The following is a 21,457-nucleotide window of genomic DNA, read 5'->3' on the forward strand; positions in this document are numbered from 1 at the left end:
GCGGAAATATGCGTATAAGATTATCACATGTCCCGTATATCGCACATAAGATTGCGATTGATTTAGTGAATTCAGGGTTTGTTACGCTTACTAGCGGTTTAGAGCCTGTCTCAAAAACAGCAGATGAAATTTTGCGAAGTGATTTGATGAAGGAAAGAGCCATAGAAGAAAGGGCAAATGAAATCATCGACGCGCGAATCGATGAAATGGATAGTATGCAAGTTGATAAGAAAAATATGTTTTGGCTTATAAAGAAAAAACTTGCCGAAGAAGCAAATTTCAGTCTTAATTACGAAGATAGATACTCAAATTTATCGCATGAAATTTTAGAAACTATTTGGAAAAAAAGCTTGATTGATTACTCTGTTTCGGAAAACAAAGTAAAAAATGTGATTTATATTTCGATTGAAGACTATCTTAAAAATTTCGAAAAAATCGAAGATATAGTTATCGAAAAAATCGAAGGTTATAAACGAAAATTAATCCCCGGAACCGAAGAATACGATATGGTTTTTGAAAAACTCTATGAAGAAGAATTACGCAAAAAAGGTATGTTTTAATGAAAGCTTATATTTATATTGAAAACGGCGTGTATTTGGAAGCAAAGGCTTTTGGTAAGGGCGGAAGTGCATTTGGCGAACTTGTGTTTAACACTTCAATTACCGGCTATCAAGAAATAATCTCTGATCCAAGTTATGCCGGGCAGTTTATAGTTTTTACTATGCCCGAAATCGGCATTGTCGGCACAAATAGTTTTGATAACGAAAGCTCAAAAATTCACGCAAGTGGAATTTTTATCAGAAATTTTAATAACAACCCGTCAAATTTTAGAAACGAAGCAAATTTAGAAGAGTATTTTATCAAAAACGGCAAATTTGGAGTTTATGACATTGATACTAGATATTTAACCAAAATGCTTCGCGATCAAGGCAATTTGCGTGTTTTTGTTTCAACCGAAATCAGCGATAAAGAGATGCTAAAAAATGCTTTGGCAAATTCAGCTAGAATCGAAGAGGTAAATTATGTCAGCATTGTTAGCACCAAAAAGGGCTACGCTCACGAAAACGGCTCTTGGGATTATGCTAAAAATGAGTATAAAAAAATCGAATCTTGTGGCAAAAAAGTCGCCGTTATGGACTATGGCGTAAAGCGAAATATCTTAAATGAGCTTGGAACGCTTGGCATACAAACTCAAATTTTCCCGCACGATACCAAAGCAGATACGCTAATTGATAAATTTAAAAAAGGCGAAATTCACGGAATTTTTCTTTCTAATGGCCCCGGGGAGCCAAAAATGCTAAAAGCCGAAATCGCCGAAATCAAAAAAATGATAGAAGCAAAAATTCCTATTTTTGGAATTTGCCTAGGACATCAGCTTTTAAGCAATGCAATGGGCTATGAAACTTACAAGCTAAAATTCGGACAACACGGCGCAAACCACCCCGTGCAAAATCAATTTAGCAAATCAATCGAAATCACGGCACAAAACCATAACTACAATGTCCCTGAAAGTATCGCAGAAGTCGCCGAGATAACGCATAGAAATCTATTTGACGGCACGATTGAAGGTGTGAGATATAAAAACTATCCTGTTTTTTCAGTCCAACACCACCCCGAAGCCAGTTCAGGACCAAACGAAAGCAAATATATTTTTAAAGAATTTTTAGAAATTTTATAATGTCAAATTTAATTAGCATTATTCCTATGGCAGTGTTGATGAGCTTTGGACACTGCCTTGGAATGTGCGGCGGTTTTGTCATCGCATACAACACAAAACTAACAAAAAAAACCAAATTCCAAGCCTTTATTTACGCTTTAAGTTACCATTTAAGCAGAGTTTTGGCTTATGTTAGTTTAGGAATTTTAGGCGGATTTTTTGGCTCGATTTTTAAATTTAGCCAAAAAAGTATGGGCTATTTGCACTTTTTTATCGGAATTTTGTTTATTGTTTTTGGAGTCGCACTTTTAATGCGTGGCAAACTTTTAAAATTTATAGAAAACGATAAAATTTGGTCTAAATTTTTAGCCAAACCTGCCAAATTTGCTATGCAAAGCAGTAGTTATTTTAGCTTTTGTCTGCTTGGTTTTTTAAACGGACTTTTGCCGTGCGGGGTGGTTTATACAGCCCTTGCTATGGCGATTATGTCGGCAGATATAGCACAAGGCGCACTCATAATGGCAGTTTTTGGAATTTGCACACTTCCTACGCTGTTAAGTTTTTCTTTTGTGATAAATTTATTAGGTTTAAAGTTCAAAAACGCTATGCTAACGCTGTCGGCAATTTTTATAATTGCTTATGGAATATATAAGGCATTTACGGGGTTTATGGCGACAATATGAAAAAAACTCAGGCAAAATTAAAGCAATACCAAGATGCGATTGACGCAAGTAATATTGTTTCAAAAACCGACATTAACGGTATTATAACCTTTGTAAATGATGAATTTTGCAAAATTAGCGGTTATTCTAGACAAGAACTTATCGGTTCTCCGCATAACATTGTCCGCCATCCCGATGTCAAAAAATCAGTTTTTAAAAAGCTTTGGGAGACCATTTTAGCCAAAAAAGTTTATAAAGGTATAGTTAAAAATTTATCAAAAGACGGCAGAGCATTTTATCTAAATGCAACGATTATTCCGATTTTAGATGATAACGGCGAGATAGAAGAATTTGTTGCTATTCGCCACGATGTAACAAATGTTATTTTGCTTAACGAACACCTTACACAGCTTAGAGTAGAGTTAAACGAGTTAAATCAATCACTAGAAAATAAAGTAAAAGAACAAACCAAAGAACTTACCATATTAAATGCAAATTTGGAAAAAAGAGTAGAAGAAGAGATTGCTAAAAATGAGCAAAGTAGTCGTATTATGTTTAGGCAGTCTCGCCTTGCTTCTATGGGCGAAATGATGGCAAATATCGCTCATCAGTGGCGTCAGCCGTTAAGCGAACTTAGTATTGATCTTTTTAAAATGAAGCAAAATTTGGAAGATAAAGATGGGTTTTTAGATACTTACGAACATGCAAAACAGGTCATCAAAAACATGTCCAATACGATTGATGATTTTAGAAATTTCTTCAACGCAAACAAGCCGGTTGAAAATTTTTTGGTTAGTAGTTGTGTTGATGATGCTATGATTATGTTAAAAGGAACGCTTGATAGAAATGATATAAAAATCGATGTGAAAAGTCAAAAAAATGTTTTTGTATATGGTCATCAAAGCGAACTTACACAAGTTTTTATGAATATTTTAATAAATGCAAAAGACGCATTTAAAAATAGTGAAATAAAAAGTAAAAAAATTCAAATTTCAATCAAATCAAACGATAAATTTGCGATTATCGATATAAAAGACAACGCAGGAGCCATAAAAGACGAGATTATGGAAAGAATTTTTGAGCCTTATTTTACGACTAAGCATAAATCTTCCGGTACCGGACTTGGGCTGTATATGTCAAAAATGATAGTTGAGCACATGAAAGGCGAGATAATCGCAGAAAATTTGAAAAATTGGGTAAATTTTAAAATAATACTGCCGTTGGCAAAAGAAGAGGAGAGCGTATGAGTGTAGCGTTGAAGGAATTAAGTGTCCTTTTAGTTGAAGATGAAGCGAAAATTCGTGATTTGTTAGCCGGCGTTATGGAAAAAGTTTTCAAAAAGGTCATAACGGCGCAAAACGGCGAAGAGGGTCTGAAAAAATTTAAAAAATTTAATCCAAATATCGTCATAACCGATATTTTAATGCCGATTCGCGATGGTTTGGAGATGTCAAAAGATATTAGAGCTATTTCGCCTGAGACGCCGATTGTCGTGCTAAGTGCGTTTAATGACAAAGACAAACTTATGCAAGCCATTGAAATCGGCATAAATAAATATCTTTTAAAACCGATTGACATGGACGAGCTAATCTATGCGATTGAGACTTTGGCGAAAGCTAAAATAGATTCTTCAAATTTGATAGAAATCGGCAAAAATTACACATTTAGTTCTACAAAAAAAGTTCTTATTAAAAACGGAGTTGAAATCCCACTAACTAAAAAAGAGCTAGCATTTATTTCGCTTTTGATAAATCGTCTTGGAACGCTTGTTTTGCACTCTGACATCAAAAAAAATGTCTGGATAGGCGAGAGTGTAAGCGATGCGGCGATTCGAACTTTTATTAAACGAGTTAGAGATAAAGTAGGGGCTGATTTTATCAAAAACATACCAGGTCTTGGATATAAGATCGATACAAAACTATGAATTTATCGAAGCTTAAAGATTAAATTTTAAATAAATATAAATTTAATACTTTAAGCTTACTTGTAGCAATTAAAGATTATAATTACATTAAAGTGTTATCTTAATAATACTAAATTTCTAGGAGGATTTTTAATGCAACCAGGAAAAGCATTAAGTTACGACTATTCGGTCGCTAAGTTGTTCTTGTTTTCTACTCTTGCATTTGGTATTATCGGTATGCTTATTGGAACGCTAATTGCATTTCAACTCGCATGTCCTGATCTAAACTACCTTTTGGGTGAGTATGGAACTTTTAGTCGCCTTAGACCGCTACATACAAACGGCGTTGTTTATGGCTTTATGCTTTCAGGAATTTGGGCTACATGGTATTATGTAGGTCAAAGAGTTTTGAAAGTTTCAATGGCTGAGTCTGGTTTTTTGATGTTTATCGGAAAGCTTCACTTTGTTCTTTATATTTTAATTATTCTTTTAGCTGTTGTTACTCTTTTTGCAGGTATTACAACTTCAAAAGAATATTCAGAACTTGAATGGCCAATAGACATACTAGTTGTAGTTGTTTGGGTTTTATGGGGTATTTCGATTTTCGGTTTAATCGGAATAAGAAGAGAAAAAACTCTATATATCTCTATTTGGTATTATATCGCTACTTTCCTTGGCGTTGCAATGCTTTATTTGTTCAACAACATGGAAATTCCTACAAGATTATTAACAGGTATGGGAAGCTGGATTCACTCTGTTTCTATGTATGCAGGAAGCAATGATGCTATGGTTCAATGGTGGTTTGGACACAACGCTGTTGCGTTCGTATTTACTGTTGCGATTATTGCTCAAATTTATTATTTCCTACCAAAAGAGAGCGGACAATCTGTTTATTCATATAAATTATCATTGTTCTCATTTTGGGGCTTAATGTTTATTTATCTATGGGCTGGCGGACACCACTTGATTTACTCAACTGTTCCTGATTGGGTTCAAACTATGGGTTCTGTTTTCTCTGTTGTCTTGATTTTGCCATCATGGGGTTCTGGTATTAATATCCTTTTAACAATGAAAGGTGAATGGAATCAACTTAGAGAAAATCCACTAATCAAATTTATGGTTTTAGCTTCAACTTTCTATCTATTCTCAACACTAGAAGGTCCAATCCTTTCAATCAAATCAGTAAATGCGTTAGCACATTTTACAGATTGGATCCCAGGACATGTTCATGACGGAACGCTTGGTTGGGTTGGATTTATGACAATTGCAGCTATGTATCACATGGTTCCTAGAATTTTCAAAAGAGAGCTTTATTCAAAATCTTTAATGGAAGCTCAATTTTGGATTCAAACAACAGGTATCGTTCTATTTTTCAGCTCAATGTGGATTGCAGGTATCACACAAGGTATGATGTGGAGAGCGACAGATGAATTTGGTAGCCTTGCATATCAATTTATCGATACAGTAACTGTTTTGGTTCCTTATTACTGGATTAGAGCAGTCGGCGGTGCGTTATATTTCATAGGTTTAGTTATGTTTGTATATAATGTTCTTAAATCAGTTAGTTCAGGTAGAAGTATCGCAGAAGAACCTCGCAGTGCTTCACCGATGGCAGCATAATAAAGGAGGATAAAATGTTTAGTTGGTTAGAAAAAAATCCATTCTTCTTTGCAGTTGCCGTTTTTGTTGTTATTGCTTATGCAGGCGTGGTAACAGTTTTACCAAATTTTGCTGAAAGTGCTAGACCGATTGAAGGTAAAAAACCTTATAGCGTTCTAGAACTAGCAGGTCGTCATGTTTATATTCAAGATAGCTGTAATGCTTGTCATTCACAGCTTATCAGACCGTTCAAAGCTGAAACAGACAGATACGGTGCTTATTCAAAAACAGGCGAATTTGCTTATGATAGACCTTTCCTTTGGGGTTCAAAAAGAACAGGTCCGGATCTTGCTCGTGTAGGAAATGCTAGAACTGCCGATTGGCATGAAAAACACATGAAAAATCCAACAGAAGTAGTTCCGGGTTCGATTATGCCTGCTTACAAGCACATGTTTGTTAAAAATGCAGACCTAGAAACTGCGTTTGCAGAAGCCCTAACGGTTAAAAAAGCGTTCAATGTTCCTTATGATCAAGCAGGTATGCCACAAGTCATACTAGACGAATCTAAATCTGCACAAGAAAATTTTGATATGCTACAAGATCAAATCAAAAAAGAGGCAGCAGTTATAGTTAGTCAAATGAAAGATCAAGATGTCAAAGATGCGTTCGCAAGAGGCGAGATTAGACAAATCGTTGCTTTGATCGCATATATGAATAGCCTAAAATAAAGGATTTTCGGTGAATTTGGATATGGATACTATAAGAAGTTTGCAAGCTTACGGATACGCATTTGCGGTTATGATTTTAAGTTTTGTGCTTTATGCTTATTGGTTTCATTTAAAAAGATCTGAAAAAACAGGTCGTAGAAACTATGAAAAGTATGGAAATTTAGTAATCGATGATGAGCTAAGCGACGAGATTATCGAACCCAAAAGAGCCGATGAAAACGAGAAAAAGGAGCAATAAATTATGAAATGGTTTAATTTAAGTGATAGCGTAAATTCGCTAGCGCTTTTAGGAGCTTTGGCTATCTTGCTCATAAGCGCCTTTGTTATAGGTGGTTATTATAAAAAAATGAAAGATAGCAAAGCCAGTGTTGAAAGCACGGGCGAAGAGTGGGACGGTATCGGCGAACTTAAAAATAATTTGCCGACAGGCTGGGCAATATCTTTTATCGCGGTTATGGTATGGGCTTTGTGGTATTTCTTTTTAGGTTACCCGCTAAATTCATACTCACAAATCGGCGAGTATAATGAAGAAGTTAAGGCTCATAATGCAAAATTTGAACAAAACTTTGCAGGCGCCGATAAAGCAACTTTAAAAAATATGGGCGAGAGTGTTTTCTTGGTTCAATGTGCTCAATGTCACGGCGTTAGCGGCGACGGCATAAACGGCGTAGCACAAAATTTAACAAAATGGGGCAGCGAAGCAGGTCTTGAAGATACTATCATCAACGGCTCAGAAGGTATGGAATATCCTTTGGGTATGATGAGCAAAGCTGCTGATTTAGGTATCGATAATAATACTGCAAAAGCAATCGCTGCCTATGTCGCAAAAGAAGTTTCTGCTATCAAATCTACTAAAAATGAAAATTTAGTATCACAAGGAAGAGAAGCTTTTGGTGTTTGTGCATCTTGCCACGGCGAAGACGGCAAAGGTATGGACGGCTCAGCACCGGATCTTACAAAATATGGTTCAAGTGAATTCGTAAAAGAAGTTCTAAATAGAGGTAAAGCTGGTTCAATCGGTGTTATGCCTTCATTTACGGACGGAAGACTTAGCGAAGTTCAAAAACAAGCAGTCGGCGAATTTATTTCGTCTTTGGCAGAATAAGGAGCAAACTATGGAAAATACAAGTAGAAGTGTTTTTGCGTTAAATGGCGTTACAGGAATGCTTATTGCTACCGTTCTTTTGCTTTCAATCTTGGCTACTTTGACAGTGCTTGGTATCGGCGCACAACAATCAGTTATGCAAAAACCATACAAGCTAAATAACCCTGCAAGTGTTGAAATGAGAAGTAGCATTGAAGTTCAAAAAAATACAATGGTAAAGGAGTAGGATATGTCAGCAGGATTACTTGAAAAAGTCATACTTCTTCTAATAATTGCACTTGCTGTTGCAACAGCAGGAGCTGTTCTTACTTCAAATATATTGTATATAGGTTAGTATGAGACTAAATTTGATTATAAAGGGCGCTTTGTGCGTCCTTTTCTTTTTTTGTGTAAATTTGCAGGCAAATTTTGTTGTGCAAAATGATGATATTTTGCAACCTGAGCTTATTTCGCAGCTTGAAAGTATAGGAAGCGAACTTTATCAAAAAACAGGCGTAAATTTATCCGTTGCTGTGCTTAAAAATTTACAGAACAAAAGTTTAAACGAAAAAGGTAGTGAATTTACGGCAAATTTAAAAAATCCGTATATATTTTTGATTTTTACAAATGACGAACATAAAATTCAAATTTATAATTCGCAAGACACGCAAAATCTTTTTGATAAAGAGCAAATTCTAAGCCCGATGCCAAATCGTGGCTCGATTATTCCGATTTTGGTAAATCACAAAAGAGATGCAAATATGACAGGCATTATAAATGCTGCTATTTTAAACGGATATGCCGATATTGCCGATCAGGTTGCAAAATCGCAAGGCATAGAGCTTGAAACTTCTATCGGTGATACAAATAGAATTTTCATAAACACGCTTAGATATATTTTTTACGGAACCCTTGCGTTTGCGATTTTTATGTATTTTTATAGCAGGAAAAAGAAAAAACAATGAGCGAAAATAAAAAATTTAATCCATGGCCTTATGCGATAATGCTCTCTTTTGTCGCAATCATCGCAGCTATTATTCACACAGTGGTTATTGCGCTTGATAATCCTGTGCATGAAGATGGCTTTATGGGAAAATATCAAGAAGTCGATCACGGATATAATGAAATTCAAATTTCACAAGCAAAATTTGATGAAAAGTATCAAGTTTATATTGCCGAATTCGTAGCAAACGAAGGAGAGAGCGAAATCATAAAGCCAAAAGATAACACAGATATAAATGTGCTAAATTTTGAAAAATCTTTTTTAAAATCTTTAAGAGAAGATGGCATAAATCAAGAAAATATCGCTGTTTTAGCGCCTAATTATGAACTTATTAATGGTAATAAAATTAAATTTAAAATAGCTTTTAAGCCAAATGCTGATAAAATGGACGCACAAATTCGCCTTACGCGACCTGAGACTAATGAATTTAATCAAGATTTACCTGCTAAATTTGAAAACGGATTTATAAGCGTCGATGAGTTTGAAGTCCCACAAAAAGGTCGTTGGCAAGTCATAGTTAGACTTGATGACGGCGAGAATGCGGGGTTTTACAAGTTTGAGTTTATCAGCATTAAAAAATAACCTAATCGTCTTTTCTACAAACAGAAAAATCAGAGAATTTAAAAAAGATAGTAGCGATTTTATACTGCCAAAAACGCTTAGTCTTGGCGAGTTTTTGCAAAAAGCGATAATCGTAAAAAATCTTAGCAAATGCGGTGAAATTTCGCAAATTTTATATATGCAACAAGCGTGTGAAAAGACAAAAAAGATCACACAAGCCTTGAATTTTCCAAGCGAATTTTTTGAATTTATGAAAAATAGCGAGTATTTATTTAAATTTTTCAAAGAGCTAAAAACTGCCAAGAAAGGTATCAAAGATATAGTTTTAGCCGATACTTACGACAGCTACAATGAGCATTTGCAAATTTTAGATGAGCTTTTGAAATGCTATCTTGAAATTTTAAAGCAAAACGGCGTTTATGATGACATTAGCGTTTGTGATTTGTATGAGATAAATGAAAGCTTTATCAAAGAATTTGAAAGTATCCAAATTTACATTGACGGATTTTTGAGCGAGTTTGAGTTTGAAATCATCGCAAAATGCGCAAATTTGACAAATTTAAAACTTATTTTCAAAAATACAAATTTTAATAAAAAAGTCGTTGAAAAAATTGCAAATTTAAGTGGAATTTTGCCGCAAGAATTTAAACTTAACAAAGAATACACGCTAAATTTAAGTCAAAAATTCATCGAAAAAAGTGAAAATTTACCAAAATGTGTCGAAATTTTGGTAAAACATTTTTCGCTTAGAAGTTTGCAGTGTGCCTTTGTTTTTGAAAAAATTTCAACATTTATAAAAAAAGGCATAAAGCCAGAAAATATCGCTGTAATCTTGCCTGATGAAGAATTTGCCGATATTTTAAGATTGCATGATAAATACAATATGCTAAATTTTGCAATGGGCAAAAAGATTGCTAGGACGCTATTTTACCGCGTTTTATCAAAGATAAATGAGAGCATTAAAGAAAATGCTTTTGTAGATTTTAACGCAGTAAAAAATGAAATTTCCAATGAATATTCGCTATTTTTTTTACAAATCGGCTTGAAAGAAAGCTTGTATGAAAGGATAAAAATAAATTTCGAACAGGTGGTCGAATTTAGCGAATTTAGCGATATTATAAATGAAATTTTGAGTTTGAAAAATGAAAATTTGAACGAGTTTATAGCAAAACCACTTTTCATGATAGAAATTTTTTTACAAAAAAACACTCTTTGTTTAAAAGAGACAATCGAGCTTTTTTTAATACTGCTTAGTGATGTCAAAATCCCACATATCGGCGGTGGCGCTGTGAGTGTTTTAGGCGTTTTAGAAAGTAGGGGTATGAAATTTGACGGCGTTATTATTATCGATTTTAACGATGATTTAGTGCCAAATCGTAGTAGCGGCGAGATGTTTTTAAGCTCTGCTGTGCGAAAAGAAGCAGGACTAATTAGCCATGCCGATAGAGAAAATTTGCAGAGATTTTACTACGAAAGCTTGATAAATTCGGCAAAATTTGTTGCCATAAGCTACGAAAAATCAGAAGAAAAACTAAAATCTCGTTTTTTAAATAATTTTTCATATAAAGAAGATAATGAGTTTAGTGAAGATGACTATCTGCAAACTTTCGGAAATGCCCAAAAAATAGTAATGAAAAACGATGAGCCAATTATCAAAAAAGAAGATTTTTTTAAAGAAGAATTATCATTTTCAAGGCTAAATTGCTATTTAGAGTGCAAGCGAAAATATTACTACAAATACATAGAAAAAATCGATGAAAATCTCCTATTTAACGAAACTGACAACTTTGCAAAAGGAAATGTTTTGCATGAAAGTTTTGAAGAATTTTACAAAGAAAATGCCAAATTTGACTTTGATAAATTTAAAATTATATATGAAAAAAAGGCAAAAAACAGACATTTAAATGAATTTGATATAGCTTTAAATTTGTTAAATATCAAAAAAACCGCCGATAATTTTTTATTTGAACACGAACGGGATTTTTCGTGCAAAAAATGCGAATTTGAGCTTAACGAGCGCGAATTTAACGGCATTAAAATCAAAGGCAAAATCGATAGAATCGATGAAAACGGGGTGGGCGAGATTTTTGTGATTGATTATAAAAGTGGTAGCAAAAAAGATAATTCTTATCAGCTTGCATTTTATGAAGCCTTGTTGGATAGGCCTTGCAAAAGCAAATTTATCTTTTTTGGAAGTGGCGAAGTTTGCGAAGCCAGCAAAGATTTTGGAGTAGAAAATTTAAAAATTCTCATAAATGAACTAAAAGATGAATTTAAAAATGAAGTAAATTTTGAACGCCTAAGCTACAAACAAACAAAGCCAAAATGCGATTATTGTCCTTATGAAATCATTTGTAAAGGTAGGGTAAATGTTGCCGCAAAGTAAGCTATTTTGGGCGTTAGAAGCCAGTGCCGGAACAGGAAAAACATTTAATCTAGCCGTGCGATTTATCGAGCTTATTTTAAGCGGGGCTGAGATTAGCCAGATTATGGCGCTAACCTTTACTAAAAAAGCGGCAAATGAGATGAAAGAGCGGATAATTCGTAATTTTTTAAATCTTGAAAATCAAAAAAACGAGCTTGAACTCATCAAAAAAGATTTAAATTTAAACGAAAATGAGATAATTTCGCTCAGAGATAAACGAAAAGATGAGTTTTTAAAAGCTAATTTAAATATCTCGACCTTTGATTCATTTTTCAATAAAATCATAAAACTTTTTGCCCTAAATTGTGGCGTAGATCCGCATTTTGGCATTGATGATACCATTTTAAAACACCAGCAAAAAATATTTATCGATGAGATTATAAAAAATCCGCAGGATTTTGTAAATTTGATAAATTTGATTGCGAATTTGGACGCTAAAAAAGATAAAATTTTGGCAAATTTGGACTATTTACAAGAAAATCAGGTCGAAATTCCAAATTTCACAAACCCAAAATTTCCAAATTTAAATAGCATAAATTTGCTCCTTGATGAGATTTTGGAGTTTTTAAAAAAAGGTGAATTTTCGCAAAAAGCTATTGGTATTTTTGACAAAGATAGGAAAATTTCAGAGATTATGAAAATTTCGGTGCTAAATCGCGAGACATTAGCAGAGCATAGTTTTTTTAAAAAAGCCTACACGCCTGAACTTGACGAGAAATTCATCGCTTTAAAAGATGAGATTAAAAAATATTTAGACGAGCTTGAAATTTACAATCTTAGCGAACTAGCCAAATTCATCAAAACCTATAAAAATGCAAAAACAAAATTTAACAAAATGAGTGCTAGGCTCACATACAGCGATGTTTCATCGCTTGTTTATGATTTGCTTTGTGGTGGCAAAATCGATACAAATTTGCTATATTTTAGGCTAGATAGCAAAATCACGCATTTGCTAATCGATGAATTTCAAGACACTAGCGTTTCGCAGTATAAAATCATGCACCCGCTAATTAGCGAAATAGTTGCAGGAGCAGGGCAAAACGGCATTGGAAGCTTTTTTTATGTGGGAGATAAAAAGCAGAGCATTTATGGCTTTCGTGGTGCAAAAAAAGAACTATTTGATGCACTTAGAGATGAATTTTTACAAATTCGAACAACAAATTTGGATACAAATTATCGTAGTTTAAAGCTTTTGGTTAAATTTGTAAATTTTGTTTTTAAAGATAAATTTGACGGCAAATTTGTAGAGCAAAAATGCAACAATGCTCTTAACGGAAGCGACCTTGTAAAATCGCAAGAATATATAAAAAACAATCCAAATTTCAGCCTTTTTGAGATCGAAAATGACGATTACGGCTATGTAAAATCGCTTAGTAGCGATGAAATTTTTGATGAAGTTTTAAACCAGATCGCTTTTTTACGCCAAAATGGGGTCGATGATGGTGACATAACGGTGCTTTGCTGGAAAAATGAAGATTGCGAAAGCCTAAAAGAGATGTTGGAGAGCAAGGGTATCGGAGTAACGATAAATAGCACAAAAAAATTGCGTTCTGTAAAAGAGATCGCTAGTATCGTAGAATACGCTAAATTTTGCCTAAGTGGAGCTAAAATTTACGAGCGAAATTTAAATTCTCTTTTGGGTTTTACTCCTGAGCGTGAGAACTTGGATTTTAGACAAAATCCGCAAATTTTAGCCAAAAAAATAGCAAAAATTTTAAAAATCGAGCTGAATAATGAAAATATTTTGCTCTTTTTTGAAGTGCTAAGCAAATATAAAAATTTCATTGAGTATATTTACGCAAACGACGATACCAACGCCTTTTCACAAAGTAGTAGTGGCGTAAATTTAATGAGTATTCATAAATCAAAAGGGCTGGAATTTGATCATTTAATCGTCTGTGATTTAGTTGGCGGCAAAAAACACAATGCAGATAATTTTTTGATAAATTATGACACAAATGCGAAAAAATGGCAGATAAAATACAAAGTTTCGGGGCGTGAAAATGTGGATAGCCGGTATAGCAATCTTAAAGAAAAACTTGAAAAAATAGAAAAGGATGAGAAAATAAACGATATTTATGTCGCCTTTACAAGGGCTAAAAAATCGCTAATCATCATCAAAAAAGCTAAGCCAAACGGCAAAAGTCCTAGCTATTTTGTCCCTTATGAAACGGGCAGTGGCAATAATAAAGTTTTGCATGATGATTACTTGGATTTGGGCGATTTTGAGTATGGTTTTGTTATACCAAGTGCGCCAAAAGCTATCACAAAATCTGCGCCACAAAAGATAGTTTTTGATGAAAGTATCCCAAAACAGCTAGTTAGCGATAATGAAAGCGATATAGATGAAAACGGAGAGAGTATCACAAACTACAAATCGCAAATTTTTGGAACCACGCTTCACTACACTCTTGAAATGTGCGAAAAATTTGATGAAAATTCGCTTAAAATCGCGCTTATGGCAAGTAAAAATAAATTCGGGCAGTTTTTGGGTATTGAGAGCTTTGAGAATATCGAAAAAAGAATTTTAAATTTGATAAATTCGCATAAATTTAGCGAACTTTTAAGTGGTGCAAAAATTTATAAAGAAGTTCCTTTTAAAACGCAAGACGGCGAATTTAGGCAGATAGATTTGCTTTTAGTTAAAGAAAATGAAGGCATTATAGTTGATTATAAAAGTAGCAAAAATGATGAATTTTTTGAAAAAAACCGTGGGCAGGTCGAATTTTATAAAAGCTCATTAAACCAAATTTATCCAAATTTGCAATTTCGTGGATTTATAGTTATTTTAAACCATAACAAAACTGAATTTTATGAAATTTAAGTAGTTGAATTTCCCCTAAAAAGGGGAAATTCGTTAGTATAGCACTACATGGACATTTTGTGGGCCATGAACACCAAGAACTGTAATAAGCTCAATGTCAGCCGTGCGAGATGGTCCCATGATAAAGATAATATTTGTAGGTAGCTCATCTTTTGTAACTTCTGCTAGGGCTTTATCAAGGCTTTCTACAAGAGCATCTTTTTTAAGCAAAATAATGCAGTTAGTCGGAAGCAAACTAAGAAGCCTTGGTTGCTCTTTTGAGCTAACCACGCAACATACGCCGAAATTTGAAACACCAAGTCTTGCTTGGATAATTGAAGTATCGGCATCAAAAACCTCTTCTCTTATCTCATTTACCGGTTTGTCAAACGGCAATTTGTCTGCTTTTAATTTATCGGTTTTTATCGGTAAATCTGAACCAAACATGACAGTTTTTGCGCCGACGGTTTTGATGATTTCTTCAACTTTTGCTTGAAGTCCTTTTGCATCTGTCTCATGAACGACAGCCTTATTATTTGTCAAATTTGTTTTAAAATTCTCATATTTATCGCCGTCATTTGCGACAAAATGAGTTATATCTAGCGGTTCAATCTCTGTTCTTTTAGCTACTCTATTTGACCTAATTTTAGCTAAAATTTTCTCTTTGCTACTCATAGATTACTCCTTCGATTTTTTGGACATCTGCGTGTAGATTTCCTTTTAAAACAGGCGGCGTTCTGTGTCTTGTCCATAGTTTTACAACAGGAATAGAATCTGCATGTTTCACAACGAAATTTGAGAACATTGAGCCCATTTTTATACCGCTTCTCCACATAAATCCGTTTGTTGTAACCATTCTAAATCCCGCAAATCCCATTCTTTCAATTTTGCTATGTTCTAGCAAGTCTGAACCTTTTGCTTTTTTCTTACCTTCACCGACTTTATTGCTTCTTAGCTTTCTGATTGTTTCTGCCAACGGAATTCTTACAGGACAAACTTCGCTACATCTACCGCAAAGTGAGCAGAAATTAAGAATATCTGCGTTTTTTTCCATACCGAAAATTTGTGGGCTAATTACTTCACCGATTGGTCCTGGATAGACTGCATGATATGTATGACCACCGATTTTATCATAAACAGGGCAGTAGTTCATACAGGCACCGCACCTAACACATCTTAAAGCTTCATAGTATTCTTCATTGGTTAGCATGTCGCTTCTGCCGTTATCTAATAAGACAACATGGACTTCTTTTGGACCGTCTAGTTCGCCCTCTTTTCTAGGACCAGTGATAATGTTGTTGTAGCAAGTAATAGGCGCACCTACGGCTGATGGAGTAACAGGAGAGTGAGCACTTACTACATCTTCAAATGTCTCTAAAACTTTTTCTATACCACAGATTACGATATGCACATCAGGAGCCGTGGTACACATTCTGCCGTTACCTTCGTTTTCTAGCAACCAAATAGCTCCTGCTTTGCTAATTCCAAAATTCGCACCTGAAATACCGATTTTCATCGTTCTAAATGCGTTTCTTAGGTGATTTCTAGCGATTGCATTTAGTTTTTCTGGTTCGCTCTCTAACGGCGCACCTAATCGCTCTTGAAAAATTCTACCGACTTCATTACGATTTTTATGAATCGCAGGAACAACGATATGCACAGGCGGATCTTGGATTAATTGAATAATCAACTCTCCAAGGTCGGTTTCCATAGCCTTGACGCCTCTATCTTCTAGATAGTGATTTAGGTGAATTTCTTCACTAGCCATTGTTTTTTGCTTTAAAACTTTGTCTCCGTTGTGAGATTTTATAATTTGATAAATTATCTCATTTGCCTCACCGCCATCTACTGCCCAATGCACTTTCATACCATTTTTTGTAGCATTTGCTTCAAATTCGAGTAGTCTTTCATCAAGTGTTGCAAGAGCGTTATTTTTAACAGTTTTTGCCCTACTTCTTAACTCATCAAAATTTTTAAATTTTGTAGTGCTAAGTCTGTTTCTGTTGCCTTGAAGAGTGTGCATAGCTTTATCTAAATTTTCTCTTAGTTGCTTGTCGGCAAGCTTTTGATTTACTAATTTTTCATGATTCATCATAGCTTTTCCCCTTCAATTCTTTTTATTAAAAAGTCATACAAATGTATTGCTTTTACTTTTGAGCCCATTTTTCCCATAGTTCCGGATATATTTAACAAGCAACCCCCGTCACCAGATACTAAAAATTCAGCTCCGCTTTCTTCGATATACTTTATTTTTTGACTTACCATTGCGTTTGAAATTTCAGGTTCTTTTACCGCAAAAGTTCCGCCAAATCCACAGCATTCTTCTTCTCTTTCTAAATCTATTAATTCAACATTTTTAAGTTGTGCTAATAAATTTTTTGCAGATTGAATTGACTTTTGAACTCGCAAGGCGTGGCAATTTGAATGCCAAGTAATTTTTACTTTTTCGCCTTTGTCTTCATATTTAGCTTTTAAAACTTTGTCTAAATATTCGCATAAATCATAGACCCTAGAACCAAATTCTTTGGCTTTACCTTCAAACTCTGTACCCATAAATAGCTCTACATAATCGTGTTTCATCATTCCGGCACATGAGCCTGACGGAACTATGACAGGATAGTTGTCTTTAAAAAGATCCATGTTATATAATGCTATTTTTTTGGTATCTTCAAAATAACCTGTGTTATAGCTTGGTTGTCCGCAACAGGTTTGGTCTTTTTTGAAAATCACTTCTACGCCTTCTCTTCTTAAAAGTTTGATAGCATTTAAGGCAGTTTGCGTGTAGATTGCGTTACCAAGACAGGTTGCAAAAAAATAAACCTTACTCACCTTTACTCCTTTCCAAAATGATTTTGTGAAAATAAATTCAACAAGTTAATTTTAACATAAATTTGAAAATTTGAACATTAAATAAAAAATAAATTTTGCTTTAATATTAAACTAATTTATAACTTTATCAAATCAAACCAAATCAAATTAAGTTTAGTTAAAGCTAGTTTAAAAAATTTAAATTTGCTTTGTAAATCCCAACTTACAAGCATAACTACTTATTTTTATTTGTTTTTTATCTGTGTATAATTTGCAAATTTGCTTTTATTATATTTTGCTTAAAGCTGTTTTTTTAAAAAAAAATTTAAATTATTTTTTAGTTTATTATTCATTAATTTTTGATATAATTCCCGTATAAAAATTGTTAATAGATGATTCGAAATCTAATTCTATAAAGGAGTTCTACGATGCATACTTTGTTGGCGTTTTTACCTATTATCGTCATTTTAATTATGATGATAGGTTTTAAACTAAGTTCTAGGCTTTCACTTAGTGTCGCTATGTTTTTAGCTATCGGCATTGCTCTGTCTGCATTTAGTGTAAATGCTGATGGGACTAGCGTTTTAGCCTATGTGCTTTTAGGTTTTTTAAAGGCGTTTGATATTTTGGTTATCATCTTTGGTGCCATTTTAATATTAAACACTATGAAATACTCAGGTGCTATGCAATCAATCAACAACGGCTTTACCAAAATTTCAACTGACCGCCGTGTTCAAGTGTTGATTATTGGTTGGGCATTTGGTGCTTTTATTGAGGGTGCTGCCGGTTTTGGAACACCTGCTGCTTTGGCAGCTCCGCTTCTTGTCGGTCTTGGTTTCCCAGCTCTTGGTGCAGCTCTTGCATGTCTGGTTTTAAACAGCTCTCCTGTTAGTTATGGTGCGGTTGGAACCCCTACATTTGGTGTTAAAACTACCGTTCAAAGTCTTGTAGAAGGAAGCGGTGGAAATATAGATTCATATATCACTACCGTTAGCACAAACACTGCTATTATCCACTCAATAGGTGCTATTTTTATTCCTTTTATCGTTGTTATGATAATGGTAAAACTATTTGGTAAAAACAAAAGCTTTAAAGATGCTTTCCCTGCATTGCCATTTGCATTGCTTGCTTCTTTAAGCTTCATAGTTCCTTATTTGATAGCTGCGAAATTTTTGGGTATTGAGTTACCATCGCTTCTTGCTGGTCTTATATCTCTTGGTATTCTTATTGTAGCTGCAAAAGCCGGATTTATGACACCAAAAGATAATTGGGATTTTGCTCCTCGCGCTGAGTGGCAAGAGTATTGGATTGGCTCAACACAAGCCAAAGTAGAAGAGACTAGCAAAAAAGATATGTCATTATTTATGGCATGGTTACCATATATCCTTATTTCATTTATACTAGTTGTTACTCGTATTCCTGCAATCGGATTAAAACCAATTCTACAAAGCTGGAAGATAAATTTATTTACCGCAGATAGCCTAATGTTTGGCGTTCCGGGCACTGCATATAGCTTCAACTACGGCTATTTACCAGGTATTATTCCATTTATCTTGGTTGCTATCCTTACTATATTCTTACACAGAATGAGTGGCGAAGATGTAAAAGAGGCTTGGAGCAAAACTTTCAAACAAGTTGCGGCAGCGGCAATTCCACTAGCAGCAGGTCTAGCTTTGGTTCAACTTATGCTAAATGTCGGCACAACAGTCGATGGAACGAACTACTCTATGATTAAGCTTATGGCTAAATTCTTTGCCGATATTTCAGGTCAAGCTTATGTTGCTGTTGCACCGCTAGTTGGTGTTCTTGGAGCGTTTTTCTCTGGTTCAAACACAGTATCAAACATGCTCTTCTCAGGTCTTCAATACGAAACCGCTACGCTTGTTGGTCTAAAAACCGAAGTTATTGTTGCGCTTCAAAATGTCGGTGGTGCTATCGGTAATATGGTTTGTATCAACAATATCGTTGCTGTTTGTGCGACAGTCGGCTTGTTAGGTAAAGGTGAGGCTAGATGTCTTACTTATAACTTAGCACCTTGTATATTCTATGTAATATTGGCTGTTATTTTAGGTACAATATTGTTATAATTAAAATAATGGGAATTCTATTTTTGATAGTAGAATTCCCACTTTCACACTCTTTTTAATAAAATTCTTTAAATTTAACTTAAATTCAGTTTCTTATAAGTTTATTTTTTGTAAAATCACACTTTCAAATTTTACAAAGGCGGAAAACATGACAAAAATTACTAAGCCTAGCGAAGTAAAACGCGACTGGATCGTTATAGATGCGACAGGCAAACGATTTGGTAGAATGCTAACCGAAGTTGCAGTTTTATTGCGTGGCAAACACAAACCAAACTATACTCCAAATGTTGATTGTGGCGATTGCGTCATCATCATAAATGCTTCAAAAGCAGTTTTTACAGGTGCAAACAAAGGTGAAGATAAACTATATCATAGTTATTCAGGATATTTCGGAAGTTTAAAAAGCGTCAAATTTGAAGATATGTTGAAAAACAATCCTGTAAAACTTTACAAACTTGCTGTTCGTGGTATGTTACCAAAAACAAAACTTGGCAAAGAGATGATTAAAAAGCTTTTCGTTTATGAAGGAAGCGAACATCCGCACACTGCTCAAACAACTAAAAAAGGAAAATAATTATGGCAACAGTTTATGCAACAGGAAAAAGAAAATCAGCCGTAGCTAAGGTTTGGGTAAAACCAGGAAGCGGTAAAATCGTCGTAAATGGTATGGATTTAAATACTTGGCTTGGCGGACACGAAGCTATCAAACTAAAAGTTGTTCAACCACTTTTAGTTACAAAACAAGAAACTTCAATGGATGTAACAGCGCAAACATTGGGTGGTGGTTACTCAGCACAAGCAGAGGCGTTAAGGCACGGAATTTCAAGAGCATTGGCTGCTATGGATAAAGATTTTAGAGCTTTATTAAAACCAAAAGGTTTGCTAACTCGCGATTCTCGTGTAGTAGAAAGAAAGAAATTTGGAAAAAGAAAGGCAAGAAGAAGCCCGCAATTTTCAAAAAGATAATATTTTATTTCCCGCATTTTTGCGGGAAATTTTATCAATGATTTTTTTCAAGCAAATATTAAAGTTTATTTGTTTAAAAAAGATTTTAATTTTTGTGATAAAATTGAGAAATAAGTTTTTTTTGAAAGGATGTTTAATGAAAAAAGTTTTACTTGCATTAAGCTTATGTGCTTCAACTGCTCTTATGGCAAATGAAGCAAATTATGGTTGGGAAATTAGCCCTACAATCGGTGGAAGTATGCATGAAGGCAACATGGACCTTGATCAAGCTTTCCTTTTTGGTTTGAGAATTGCTAAGAATTTAGAAAATTCTTTTATTGATCAAATCGAACTTGGTTATGACCGCTCAAACGGCATTGGTTTAGATGAAGCTACAAGCACCGTTGAACCAGATGCAGATTATTATTTTGCAAATGTTGTAAAAAACATTGTAAATTTCACTGATAATTTGAAACTTTATGGCTTACTAGGTCTTGGTTATATGGATTATAACGCAAAAGTTTCAAATGAAGATTATGATAGCGGTTTTGGCCAATATGGTCTAGGTCTAAAATACTACTGGACAGACAATTTTGCAACAAAACTTGAAGCAAGAGATGCTATCAGATTTAATGATGGCAACCATATCTTGTTCTACACACTTGGCTTTGCTGCTGATTTCGGTAAAAGATATGCAGACGCCACTCCTGCTGGTTGCGCAGATGAAGATAATGATGGTGTATGCGATAATGTAGATAGATGTCCTGGTACACCTGCTGGTGTAGTTGTAGATGAATACGGCTGCGAAAAAGTTATTAGATTAAATCTAGGTGTAAATTTTGCAACAGATAGCGCAAAAATCAGCCCAGAATATATGGAAGAAATTAAAACAGTTGCTAACTTCATGGGAGATAATCCTGATTATTCAGTTATCCTAGAAGGACACACTGATAGCACAGGTTCAGCTGCTTACAACCAAAAACTATCAGAAAAAAGAGCTGCTGCTGTTGCTGGTGCGCTTCAAAATTTCGGCGTTGATGCTGCTAAAATTTCTAGCGTAGGTTACGGCGAAACTCAACCAATCGCAACAAACGCTACAAAAGAAGGTCGCGCTCAAAATAGACGCGTTGATGCAAGATTTAGACGATAATTCTTGTTTTGATAAATTCTTGGGCGGGGCTTTTTAGCTCCG

General features: G+C 34.5%; 21 protein-coding genes. 18 read left to right on the forward strand and 3 right to left on the reverse strand.

Annotation, left to right across the window (positions count from 1 at the left end; translation table 11 throughout):
* Positions 1 to 8: 8 nt before the first annotated feature.
* From PF028_RS07355 to PF028_RS07420, 14 genes are all read left to right on the forward strand, one after another.
* Entirely contained in the window at positions 9 to 560 is a 552-nt protein-coding gene (locus PF028_RS07355) for a DUF507 family protein (protein WP_270860554.1), read from the forward strand.
* A complete protein-coding gene (carA, locus tag PF028_RS07360) occupies positions 560 to 1,678 on the forward strand; it encodes a glutamine-hydrolyzing carbamoyl-phosphate synthase small subunit (RefSeq protein ID WP_270860555.1) in 1,119 nt (372 codons plus the stop codon). Before PF028_RS07355 ends, carA begins: the two co-directional genes overlap by 1 nt.
* Positions 1,678 to 2,340, forward strand: a complete 663-nt coding sequence (locus PF028_RS07365; RefSeq protein ID WP_270860556.1) for a sulfite exporter TauE/SafE family protein — start codon at positions 1,678 to 1,680, stop codon at positions 2,338 to 2,340. Before carA ends, PF028_RS07365 begins: the two co-directional genes overlap by 1 nt.
* Positions 2,337 to 3,566 carry a PAS domain-containing sensor histidine kinase gene (locus PF028_RS07370; RefSeq protein WP_270860557.1) on the forward strand — a complete coding sequence of 410 codons (1,230 nt, stop codon included), beginning with the start codon at positions 2,337 to 2,339 and terminating at the stop codon, positions 3,564 to 3,566. The genes PF028_RS07365 and PF028_RS07370 overlap by 4 nt, the downstream gene beginning before the upstream one ends.
* On the forward strand, positions 3,563 to 4,243 hold the full coding sequence (locus tag PF028_RS07375; RefSeq protein ID WP_270860558.1) for a response regulator transcription factor: 681 nt from the start codon (positions 3,563 to 3,565) through the stop codon (positions 4,241 to 4,243). The genes PF028_RS07370 and PF028_RS07375 overlap by 4 nt, the downstream gene beginning before the upstream one ends.
* A gap of 132 nt (positions 4,244 to 4,375) precedes the next feature.
* A complete protein-coding gene (gene ccoN, locus PF028_RS07380) occupies positions 4,376 to 5,842 on the forward strand; it encodes a cytochrome-c oxidase, cbb3-type subunit I (protein WP_270860559.1) in 1,467 nt (488 codons plus the stop codon).
* A 14-nt stretch (positions 5,843 to 5,856) separates the two neighbouring features.
* Entirely contained in the window at positions 5,857 to 6,549 is a 693-nt protein-coding gene (ccoO, locus tag PF028_RS07385; RefSeq protein WP_270860560.1) for a cytochrome-c oxidase, cbb3-type subunit II, read from the forward strand.
* Between the two features lie 10 nt (positions 6,550 to 6,559).
* Entirely contained in the window at positions 6,560 to 6,787 is a 228-nt protein-coding gene (locus PF028_RS07390; RefSeq protein WP_373566989.1) for a cytochrome c oxidase, cbb3-type, CcoQ subunit, read from the forward strand.
* Positions 6,788 to 6,790: 3 nt separating this feature from the next.
* Positions 6,791 to 7,654: a cbb3-type cytochrome c oxidase N-terminal domain-containing protein gene (locus PF028_RS07395; RefSeq protein WP_270860561.1), complete on the forward strand. Its 864-nt coding sequence runs from the start codon at positions 6,791 to 6,793 to the stop codon at positions 7,652 to 7,654.
* A gap of 10 nt (positions 7,655 to 7,664) precedes the next feature.
* On the forward strand, positions 7,665 to 7,880 hold the full coding sequence (locus PF028_RS07400; protein ID WP_270860562.1) for a DUF4006 family protein: 216 nt from the start codon (positions 7,665 to 7,667) through the stop codon (positions 7,878 to 7,880).
* A gap of 109 nt (positions 7,881 to 7,989) precedes the next feature.
* Positions 7,990 to 8,598, forward strand: a complete 609-nt coding sequence (locus tag PF028_RS07405; RefSeq protein ID WP_270860563.1) for a TPM domain-containing protein — start codon at positions 7,990 to 7,992, stop codon at positions 8,596 to 8,598.
* Positions 8,595 to 9,218 (forward strand): hypothetical protein, encoded by a 624-nt coding sequence (locus PF028_RS07410; RefSeq protein WP_270860564.1) that lies wholly within the window; start codon positions 8,595 to 8,597, stop codon positions 9,216 to 9,218. Before PF028_RS07405 ends, PF028_RS07410 begins: the two co-directional genes overlap by 4 nt.
* On the forward strand, positions 9,193 to 11,583 hold the full coding sequence (locus PF028_RS07415) for a PD-(D/E)XK nuclease family protein (RefSeq protein WP_270870128.1): 2,391 nt from the start codon (positions 9,193 to 9,195) through the stop codon (positions 11,581 to 11,583). The genes PF028_RS07410 and PF028_RS07415 overlap by 26 nt, the downstream gene beginning before the upstream one ends.
* Positions 11,567 to 14,446: a RecB-like helicase gene (locus PF028_RS07420; RefSeq protein ID WP_270860566.1), complete on the forward strand. Its 2,880-nt coding sequence runs from the start codon at positions 11,567 to 11,569 to the stop codon at positions 14,444 to 14,446. The genes PF028_RS07415 and PF028_RS07420 overlap by 17 nt, the downstream gene beginning before the upstream one ends.
* Before the next feature lie 33 nt (positions 14,447 to 14,479).
* On the opposite strand, the gene PF028_RS07425 is transcribed toward PF028_RS07420, so the two are convergent.
* Genes PF028_RS07425 through PF028_RS07435 form a run of 3 tightly spaced genes read right to left on the reverse strand, consistent with a single transcriptional unit; the run spans position 14,480 to position 17,254 of the window.
* Positions 14,480 to 15,100 (reverse strand): LutC/YkgG family protein, encoded by a 621-nt coding sequence (locus PF028_RS07425; RefSeq protein ID WP_270860567.1) that lies wholly within the window; start codon positions 15,098 to 15,100, stop codon positions 14,480 to 14,482.
* Positions 15,093 to 16,520: a LutB/LldF family L-lactate oxidation iron-sulfur protein gene (locus PF028_RS07430; RefSeq protein WP_270860568.1), complete on the reverse strand. Its 1,428-nt coding sequence runs from the start codon at positions 16,518 to 16,520 to the stop codon at positions 15,093 to 15,095. The genes PF028_RS07425 and PF028_RS07430 overlap by 8 nt, the downstream gene beginning before the upstream one ends.
* Positions 16,517 to 17,254, reverse strand: coding sequence for a (Fe-S)-binding protein (locus PF028_RS07435; protein WP_270860569.1), 738 nt, complete (start codon positions 17,252 to 17,254; stop codon positions 16,517 to 16,519). Before PF028_RS07435 ends, PF028_RS07430 begins: the two co-directional genes overlap by 4 nt.
* 407 nt (positions 17,255 to 17,661) lie before the next feature.
* Here PF028_RS07435 and PF028_RS07440 point away from each other — a divergent pair, with 407 nt between their 5' ends.
* The 4 genes from PF028_RS07440 (at position 17,662) to PF028_RS07455 (ending at position 21,415) form a co-directional block, all read left to right on the forward strand.
* Positions 17,662 to 19,320: an L-lactate permease gene (locus PF028_RS07440; protein WP_270860570.1), complete on the forward strand. Its 1,659-nt coding sequence runs from the start codon at positions 17,662 to 17,664 to the stop codon at positions 19,318 to 19,320.
* Positions 19,321 to 19,468: 148 nt separating this feature from the next.
* Positions 19,469 to 19,894, forward strand: a complete 426-nt coding sequence (gene rplM, locus PF028_RS07445) for a 50S ribosomal protein L13 (RefSeq protein WP_270860571.1) — start codon at positions 19,469 to 19,471, stop codon at positions 19,892 to 19,894.
* 2 nt (positions 19,895 to 19,896) lie between these two features.
* Positions 19,897 to 20,286 carry a 30S ribosomal protein S9 gene (gene rpsI, locus PF028_RS07450; protein WP_270860572.1) on the forward strand — a complete coding sequence of 130 codons (390 nt, stop codon included), beginning with the start codon at positions 19,897 to 19,899 and terminating at the stop codon, positions 20,284 to 20,286.
* 136 nt (positions 20,287 to 20,422) lie between these two features.
* The gene (locus PF028_RS07455; protein ID WP_270860573.1) at positions 20,423 to 21,415 is read left to right on the forward strand and encodes an OmpA family protein; all 993 of its coding nucleotides are present in this window, start codon (positions 20,423 to 20,425) and stop codon (positions 21,413 to 21,415) included.
* Positions 21,416 to 21,457: the final 42 nt, after the last annotated feature.

The organism is Campylobacter sp. CN_NE2 (assembly GCF_027797465.1).
Lineage (GTDB): Bacteria > Campylobacterota > Campylobacteria > Campylobacterales > Campylobacteraceae > Campylobacter_B.

Excerpts from the sequence above, each read along its gene's own strand:
- PF028_RS07355 (WP_270860554.1), top strand. The coding sequence starts at position 9 with ATGCGTATAAGATTATCACATGTCCCGTATATCGCACATAAGATTGCG.
- carA (WP_270860555.1), top strand. The coding sequence starts at position 560 with ATGAAAGCTTATATTTATATTGAAAACGGCGTGTATTTGGAAGCAAAG.
- PF028_RS07365 (WP_270860556.1), top strand. The coding sequence starts at position 1,678 with ATGTCAAATTTAATTAGCATTATTCCTATGGCAGTGTTGATGAGCTTT.
- PF028_RS07370 (WP_270860557.1), top strand. The coding sequence starts at position 2,337 with ATGAAAAAAACTCAGGCAAAATTAAAGCAATACCAAGATGCGATTGAC.
- PF028_RS07375 (WP_270860558.1), top strand. The coding sequence starts at position 3,563 with ATGAGTGTAGCGTTGAAGGAATTAAGTGTCCTTTTAGTTGAAGATGAA.
- ccoN (WP_270860559.1), top strand. The coding sequence starts at position 4,376 with ATGCAACCAGGAAAAGCATTAAGTTACGACTATTCGGTCGCTAAGTTG.
- ccoO (WP_270860560.1), top strand. The coding sequence starts at position 5,857 with ATGTTTAGTTGGTTAGAAAAAAATCCATTCTTCTTTGCAGTTGCCGTT.
- PF028_RS07395 (WP_270860561.1), top strand. The coding sequence starts at position 6,791 with ATGAAATGGTTTAATTTAAGTGATAGCGTAAATTCGCTAGCGCTTTTA.
- PF028_RS07400 (WP_270860562.1), top strand. The coding sequence starts at position 7,665 with ATGGAAAATACAAGTAGAAGTGTTTTTGCGTTAAATGGCGTTACAGGA.
- PF028_RS07405 (WP_270860563.1), top strand. The coding sequence starts at position 7,990 with ATGAGACTAAATTTGATTATAAAGGGCGCTTTGTGCGTCCTTTTCTTT.
- PF028_RS07410 (WP_270860564.1), top strand. The coding sequence starts at position 8,595 with ATGAGCGAAAATAAAAAATTTAATCCATGGCCTTATGCGATAATGCTC.
- PF028_RS07420 (WP_270860566.1), top strand. The coding sequence starts at position 11,567 with ATGTTGCCGCAAAGTAAGCTATTTTGGGCGTTAGAAGCCAGTGCCGGA.
- PF028_RS07425 (WP_270860567.1), bottom strand. The coding sequence starts at position 15,100 with ATGAGTAGCAAAGAGAAAATTTTAGCTAAAATTAGGTCAAATAGAGTA.
- PF028_RS07430 (WP_270860568.1), bottom strand. The coding sequence starts at position 16,520 with ATGATGAATCATGAAAAATTAGTAAATCAAAAGCTTGCCGACAAGCAA.
- PF028_RS07440 (WP_270860570.1), top strand. The coding sequence starts at position 17,662 with ATGCATACTTTGTTGGCGTTTTTACCTATTATCGTCATTTTAATTATG.
- rplM (WP_270860571.1), top strand. The coding sequence starts at position 19,469 with ATGACAAAAATTACTAAGCCTAGCGAAGTAAAACGCGACTGGATCGTT.
- rpsI (WP_270860572.1), top strand. The coding sequence starts at position 19,897 with ATGGCAACAGTTTATGCAACAGGAAAAAGAAAATCAGCCGTAGCTAAG.
- PF028_RS07455 (WP_270860573.1), top strand. The coding sequence starts at position 20,423 with ATGAAAAAAGTTTTACTTGCATTAAGCTTATGTGCTTCAACTGCTCTT.